Source organism: Tabrizicola caldifontis, assembly GCF_004762095.1.
GTDB lineage: Bacteria > Pseudomonadota > Alphaproteobacteria > Rhodobacterales > Rhodobacteraceae > Tabrizicola > Tabrizicola caldifontis.
This window is the reverse complement of record NZ_SIJH01000019.1, coordinates 43,752-51,063: the sequence shown is the minus strand read 5'-3', so window position 1 is coordinate 51,063 and position 7,312 is coordinate 43,752. Positions and strand designations below refer to the sequence as shown.

Here is a 7,312-nt window from a genome sequence, read left to right as displayed (position 1 = left end):
TCTTGGGAAAGAAGGGCTTCAGCCGCGCCATCTGCGCGTCGGTCAGCCAGAAAAGGTTGCTCATGCTCCAGTCTCCTTTCGGAGATTGAATCAGGCCAAGTCTACAAAATCAATGGGTCCTGACCCTCATCACGCTTACCGGAACCTCGATCATTCACGACGAGACTGCGGGATTGCAGGACGATGATGTCCTTTTCCCGGCAATTCCTCTTGCCTTCTCGTCTCGACTGGCGGACCTTGGCGCGTCAACCGCGATCGGGGCTGCCGGAAGCAACGGAAACGTCGTGAACTTCGGTGCCACCGGCACGCTGGGCAACATCTCCCTTTCCGGTGCGGATGGAAAACCTCTGGCCGGTCTCGATAGCGGTCTGCAGACGACAAGCGGCGACGCCATCTATCTTTGGACCGACGGGGTGGACGACAACATCGTCTTTGGCAAGACCCAGGGCGGCGTCATCGTCTTTGCTGTCTACCTTCAACCCACGGGGGGGATGCCGCCGACCGGTGCCAAGTTGTGGACCGTACAGTACCAGGCGATCCAGCATCCCGATGCCGCGGATCCCGACGATGCGGTCGATCTGTCGAACCTCGTCCACGTCACCGCCAATGCAGCGCAGAACTTCTCCTTCGCCAACGCACCGTCTGGCCAGAATCTCTTCATGATGTTCGGAACCTCGTCGCAGGCAATTCTCGTGACGGGCGAAAACCCCGCCAATCAGTCCGCGGGCGCCAACGTCTCGAGCGGCAGCACCGTCAACAGCAGCCAGGGCGGCGGCACAACGACCCTCGGCACCAACAACCAGCGGATCGACGCGAAGGAGGCGCTGGTCCTGACCTTTGTGACGGGCGCGAACCCAGACTACCTTGCCGGACCTGGCGCAGGGAACAACCCCGGCCAGCCGCTGAGCTCGACCGAGGCCAACGTCGAGGCCAACATCCAGTTCACGGCCACTCTTCTTGTGCGGGCTGCCGAATTCACCATCTCCCAGATGCAGCCGAACAACGCTACCGCGACCGTGCGGGTAGAGGCCTATTTCACGGCAGATGCCCCCGGCGTAAATTACGTCGACGGCAATCCGCTGGTGTCTGGCGACATTGCGATCAACATCTCGGGCGTCCAGGTGATCCGCGGTGGTTCCAATGTGGTCGGGACGCAGGGCGTTAGCGTCGACCTTTCGGGTACCTCGGCTGTCATTACCGGCGTACTCACGGGCGATATCATTCGCTATGCAACGGATGCCGATCATAACCGCGTCCTGATCCGCAACGACCAGCCCGCGCAGGGCTCGGGCAGCAATATCGGCTTCGACCTTGGCGGCTTCGCGCTGACCGAGGCGGCAAGTTCCACCATGGAGATCGGTTCGAAGATCATCTTCCATGATGACGGGCCCTCGATCATGCTCGGCACCCGGCCTGAAGCGCTGACGGTGGACGAGACGAACCTTTCGGAGGACGCCTCTGGCAGCTTTGCCGGGCTCTTTTCGGCCAGCTTTGGGGCTGATGGCGCTGCGAGCGGGGGCGGGCTGAGCTATGTCCTTTCGATCGGGGTGGAGGACGCCGACAGCGGGCTGACGGACACCGCGACCGGCAATCCGGTGTTCCTGTTCCTGTCGGCGGACGGAAAGACCGTCACCGGGCGCGCGGGACCGGACAAGGCTGCTGCCGAGGATGGCGCGGTCGTCTTCGTCATCAGCGTCGATGCCGATGGCAAGGTCACGCTCGACCAGCAGCGTGCCATCGCCCATCCCGACGCCACCGATCCCGACGAGGCGCTGACGCTGGCCGACGAGGCCATCTCGATCACCGCCATTGCGACCGACGGCGACGGCGACCGGGTCGAGAAGAGCGTGAACGTGGGCGACCGCTTCACCTTCAGGGACGATGCGCCCGAGGCCGGGGCGAACAGCGCCGTGCAGTTCGACGACGAGACGGCACAGACGACGAACGCCGCGGCCAACCCGGGCGGCGCGGACGATGTGGCGGGCACCTCGGCCACGGCCACGGGCACGCTGGCCCACGGCTTCGGGGCCGACGAGGCGGGCACGGTGCTTCTGCAACTCGCGACGCTGCCCGTGACGGGCGGCTTCAGCCAAGAGCTGTCGCCCGACGCCGCGACCCTGACCATCAGCCAGATGCAGAACGGTGCGCCGGTTGCCGTGCTGAAGGTCGAGGTCACCCCGACCACGGGCGCCTACACCATGACGCATCTCGCCCCGGTGTTCCACCCGACCCCTGGCAGCAGCGAGGAGAACGTCACCTTCACCATCAACTACCGGGTGACGGACGGCGACGGCGACTGGGCGGAATCCTCCGTCTCGGTCCATGTCAACGACGACACGCCCGCCATCGAGACCGGCACAGATCCGCAGTCTCTTACGGCGAGCGATGCCGCTCTCAACGCGAAGGCCTCGGCCAGCTTTGCGACGCTGTTCGACGTCTCCTATGGCGCCGACGGGCCGGCGGCCACAGACGCGCTGACCTATACCCTTTCGATCGGGGTGGCCAGCGCAAACAGCGGGGTTCTTGATACCGCGACCGGCAATCCAGTGTTCCTGTTCATGTCTTCTGACGGGACAACGATCACCGGCAAGGCCGGCACCAGCCTTGCGAGCGCCGCGAGCGGACCGACGGTGTTCGAGATCTCGATCAACGCCAGCACGGGCGTGGTCGAACTGGAACAGATGCGGGCAATCATGCATCCCAACGCCAACGATCCCAGCGACACGGTTACCCTGGCGGATGTGGTGATCTCGGTGACCGCAACCGCCAAGGATGGCGACGGCGACACCGCCACGCACACTGTCTCGGTTGGTGACTACTTCTCGTTCGCGGATGACAATCCGATGGTCACCGTCGGGAACGCGAGTGGAACCTACATGACGGGCGCCAAGGGAAGCTGGACCCCTGATGCGGGGAACGATGGCCTGAAGTCGCTGAACGTGGCGCTCAACAGCTTTGAGATCAGCCAGTTCGGAACGGTCATCGCCACCGGCGACAACAGCAGCCTCGTCCGGACCGGCGACCGCAGCTTCGACGGCTGGATTACGGGCGACTTCAACGGCGACGGCCAGCCCGACAAGGTCGAGTTCACGCTGACCTTTGATCCCGACGATCCCGAAAGCTACAGCCTGGTGGTGACCACGCCGCCGTCTGGGACCACGCTCAAGGACAGTTCTCAGGGTACGCTCAAGGCAAGCGGTCCCAACCCGGTGCGTACGCTCATGTTCGGCGGCAGCGAGAGCGGGGCCGATGATGTCGTGTTCTTCGGGGTTGTCGCCACGGCATCTGCCTCGGGCATCATGGGCAACACGCCCCCGAACGACCTGCTCGACCTTGTCGTTCCCGGTGCGACTGACCTTAGCGAGGCGCAGATCCGGAGCTTCCTGACCCCGACCAACCAGATCCCGACCCTGATAAGCGCCTCGACGCAGATGAACGTGTCGACCGCAGGAATCGGGATCAACAACAATAACCTCGACGGGTCGCGTGCCGGCATCCAGGCGGGCGACGAGAGCTTCGTGTTCAACCCGGAGGAGGTGGTCGACAACGTCCGGGTCTTCATCTCGAACTCTGTGGGGGGTTACAACACCGCGACCGAGGAGCTGTACTTCCGGGTCTTCCACACCGATGGCACCGTGACGGATCACGTCCTTGTCACCGCCAACATGGTGAAGCCCGCCTTGCGTGGCGATCCCACGGTGCCGAAGGCGGCGCAGGGCGGCAGCTACTTCGACATCGATGCCGGCGACAAACGGATCGATGCGGTGCAGCTGACCATGGGGCTGGGCACCGTCAAGATCCCGGTGATCCAGTGGAGCATCGAGGAAACTCTGAACCCCGAACCGCTGCGGCTTGACTTCACCGCCACGCTGTTCGACGGCGACGACGACTTCGCCACAGACACCTTCTCGATCGATCTCGCGGCTGACGGAATGATGACCTGACGCCGATCATGCGGGTCCGCCATCGCCACGGCGGGCCTGTCCCCCTTCCCCCAGCGGTGGAAGTTGCACCATGACACCAACGCCCGGAGCAGACCGTCTTACCCTCGCCTTGCGTGCCGTCAGGCGCCAGTTTCCCGTTCTTGTCCTTCTCAGCTGCCTTCTGAACCTGCTTCTGCTCGTGACGAACATATACATGCTGCAGGTCTATGATCGCGTGCTTTCCAGCGGCTCACTCGACACGTTGATCTGGCTCACGCTGATTGCCGTCTTTGCCATCGTGATCTACGGCGTACTGGAACACGCCCGGCGCAAGACGCTTGCGCGCACCGCAAGCTGGCTGGATGACCAGCTCAGCGCGCCGATGCTGCAGCAGGCGATGGAATCCAGGCTGGCCGGCAGGAGCGGCCGCGCCGGCACGCGCGATGTGGGCGACCTGCGCCGCTTCTATGCGGGTGATGCGGTGCTGGCCTTCCTCGACGCACCGTGGAGCGTGGTGTTCCTTGCGTTCATCTGGCTCTTGCATCCGGCGCTGGGTGTCTTCGCGACGGTGGGGGCGCTGGCGCTTCTCGGGCTTGCGCTGGCAAACGATGCGCTCACGCGAAACCGCCAGATGCAGCTGGCGCAGATGGCCAAGGCCCAGCAGGACAACGCCAACCGCTTTGTCGATGCCGGCGAGACCATAGGCCCCCTCGGCATGGCGCAGGGCGTCTTTGGCACCTGGGGCCGGGCCCAGAGCACCCTCAACGCCGAGCAGCAGACGCTCAGCGATCGCACGACAACGATCCTCTCCATCGCACGAAGCCTGCGCCAGGGCCTGCAGATCGGCATCCTGGCTGCCGGGGCCTACCTGGTGCTCAATGGCCAGACCACGGCCGGAGCGATGATCGCGGCCTCGATCGTGATGGGGCGTGCGCTGGCGCCCATCGAGCGCGCGACGGGTGCCTGGCGGGCCTTCGTGGCAGCGCGGGCGGCGCGGGCAAACCTGACCGACCTCTTTGCCGAGGCCGCGCGCTCTGATGCGCCGCGGGTCATGCTGCCCCGGCCGCAGGGCCGGCTGTCGTTCGAAAATGTCATATATGCGCCACCAGGCTCGAGCGTGCCGGTCCTGCACGGGATCAGCTTCGCGCTTGAGCCCGGCCAGAACTGCGCCGTCCTGGGCCCTTCGGGATCGGGCAAATCCACACTCTGCCGTCTTGCCGTAGGCGCCTGGCGACCGACGCGGGGGCATGTCCGGCTAGACGGGGCAGACGTGTTCGACTGGAGCCCCGAGGATCTTGGCCCCCATATCGGCTATCTGCCGCAGCAGGTCGAACTCCTGCCCGGAACAGTGGCGCAGAACATTGCCCGCTTCCGTGAGATCGACAGCAACGCCGTGGTGCGTGCCGCCAAGATCGCCGGGGTGCACGAGCTGATCCTTGCGCTGCCCAACGGCTATGAGACCGAGATTTCGCTGCACTCGCACCGCATTTCTCTGGGCCAGCGGCAGCGGCTGGCGCTGGCGCGTGCGATCTATGGCGATCCGGCCTTCGTCGTGCTAGACGAGCCCAACTCCAACCTCGACCAGGTGGGCGACCGCGCACTGATCGAGACCCTGGCCGCGCTGAAGCGGTCCGGCACGACTGTCCTGATCGTGACGCACCAGGCATCGGTGCTGAAATGCGCCGACATGATCCTTGCAATGCACGACGGCACGGTTGCCGGCTTCGGACCGCGCGACCAGCTCCTCCAGCCGGTGCGGCACGTCCCCACCATGGCGGTGCGGCGGGCCGGCAGCGCCGCAGTGCAGCCTGATGCGGGGCTACCAGAAAACGTGACGGCAGGAGAATGACGCCATGACCGGCTCCATCACTCTGGCGGGTCTGTGGGATGCGGCGCAGGACTGGTTCATGGATATCGCTGGCCAGTTCCCGGGCCTCGCCGGGATCGATGCGGGCAAGCAGGCCGCAGGACTCCTGGTCTCGCTCGCCTTCTTGGTCGCGCTTTTGACAGCAGTCTGGATCCGTGGCCGACGCAGCCGCAGGTCGCTCGGTGCCGGTGCCAATGGCGACCTCGCTGCGCTGACGCGCGGGGCCAAGAGGCTTGGTCTGGTGGCGGCGGCGGTGTTCGTGTTCGTGTTCGGCGCCTGGTCCATCTATGCGCCCCTCGCGAGCGCGGCCCTCGCTCCCGGCGTGATCAGCCCTGACGGATACCGCAGGACCGTCCAGCACCTCGAGGGTGGCATCATCCGCGCGATCCATGTCCGCGAGGGCGACCCCGTCTCCGCCGGGGATCCGCTGATTACCCTCGACGACACCGCCGCGCGCTCGCTCGATGCCGAGATCCGCGAGCGATATCTTCACGTCCTCGCCACCGAGGCCCGGCTTGAGGCCGAGCGCACGGATGCGCCCGAGATCGTTTTTCCCGACGTTCTGCTTGCCGACGACAGCCCAGCCATGCGGCAGGTCATCGAGGGCCAGCGGCAGCTTCTAGCTAGCCGGCGCGCCACGCTGGCCAGCCGCATCTCGATTCTCGAGGCCCGCATTCTGCAACTCGGCGAACAGAATGCGGGCCTTGATCAGGTGATCGCAGCCGAGGAGGAGCAACTTGCCCTGATCGACGAGGAGATCACCGCAGCCGACGACCTGCTGGCCCAGGGACTCGAGCGCAAGCCGCGCATCCTTGCCCTTCAGCGCACGCGTGCAGAGGTTGCGGCCTCGATCGCGATGAACCGTGCGCGCATCGCCCAGAACGCCGAGGCCATGGGCGAGACCCGGCTCCAGCTTCTGGCCGTTGACGAGGAGCGCCGCGAGGCGATCGCGGGACAACTTGCAGAGATCCGGCGTGTCCTTGCCGAACTTCGCGGCCAGATGCCCTCGCGCGAGAACATGCTGGAGCGGACGGTGATCCGCGCGCCCATTGCCGGCCGGGTAATGAACCTGCGCGCCACGACCGGGGGTGGGGTCATCCGGCCCGGCGAGCCCATCGCCGACATCGTCCCGGACGAGGCCCATCTGATGATCAGCGCCCGCGTGCAGCCGCATGACATCGACCGGATCACGCCGGGCATGTCTGCACGGGTGATCCTGTCGGCCTACAATCAGCGGAACATGCCGCAGATCCATGGCCGCCTTCAGTCGATCTCGGCCGATGCCTTCGTGGACGAGCGCAGTGGCGCCGCCTACTTCCTGGCCCAGATCGAGGTCGACCCGCAGGATATCGAGGGGCTCTCGCATGTCCAGCTGGTGCCCGGGATGCCGGCCGAGGTCATGCTCCTCGATGGGGAGCGCAGCGCGATGGAGTATTTCCTTGCCCCCATCCTCGAAAGCCGGCGGCGCAGCTTTCTGGAACGCTAGGGTCAGAACCCATTACCTGGCTTGATGACGCCCGGT

General features: G+C 65.4%; 3 protein-coding genes. All 3 read left to right on the top strand.

Going from position 1 to position 7,312, the window contains the following annotated elements; genetic code table 11:
• The first annotated feature begins 89 nt into the window (after positions 1-89).
• On the top strand, positions 90-3,944 hold the full coding sequence (locus EYB42_RS15320; protein WP_346763312.1) for a DUF5801 repeats-in-toxin domain-containing protein: 3,855 nt from the start codon (positions 90-92) through the stop codon (positions 3,942-3,944).
• A gap of 70 nt (positions 3,945-4,014) precedes the next feature.
• Entirely contained in the window at positions 4,015-5,772 is a 1,758-nt protein-coding gene (locus EYB42_RS15315; protein ID WP_135450999.1) for a type I secretion system permease/ATPase, read from the top strand.
• 4 nt (positions 5,773-5,776) lie between these two features.
• Entirely contained in the window at positions 5,777-7,276 is a 1,500-nt protein-coding gene (locus EYB42_RS15310; protein ID WP_135450998.1) for an HlyD family type I secretion periplasmic adaptor subunit, read from the top strand.
• Positions 7,277-7,312 lie beyond the last annotated feature (36 nt).

What these genes read in the sequence shown, in the direction of transcription:
- EYB42_RS15315 (WP_135450999.1), top strand. Translation starts at nt 4,015, where the DNA reads ATGACACCAACGCCCGGAGCAGACCGTCTTACCCTCGCCTTGCGTGCC.
- EYB42_RS15310 (WP_135450998.1), top strand. Translation starts at nt 5,777, where the DNA reads ATGACCGGCTCCATCACTCTGGCGGGTCTGTGGGATGCGGCGCAGGAC.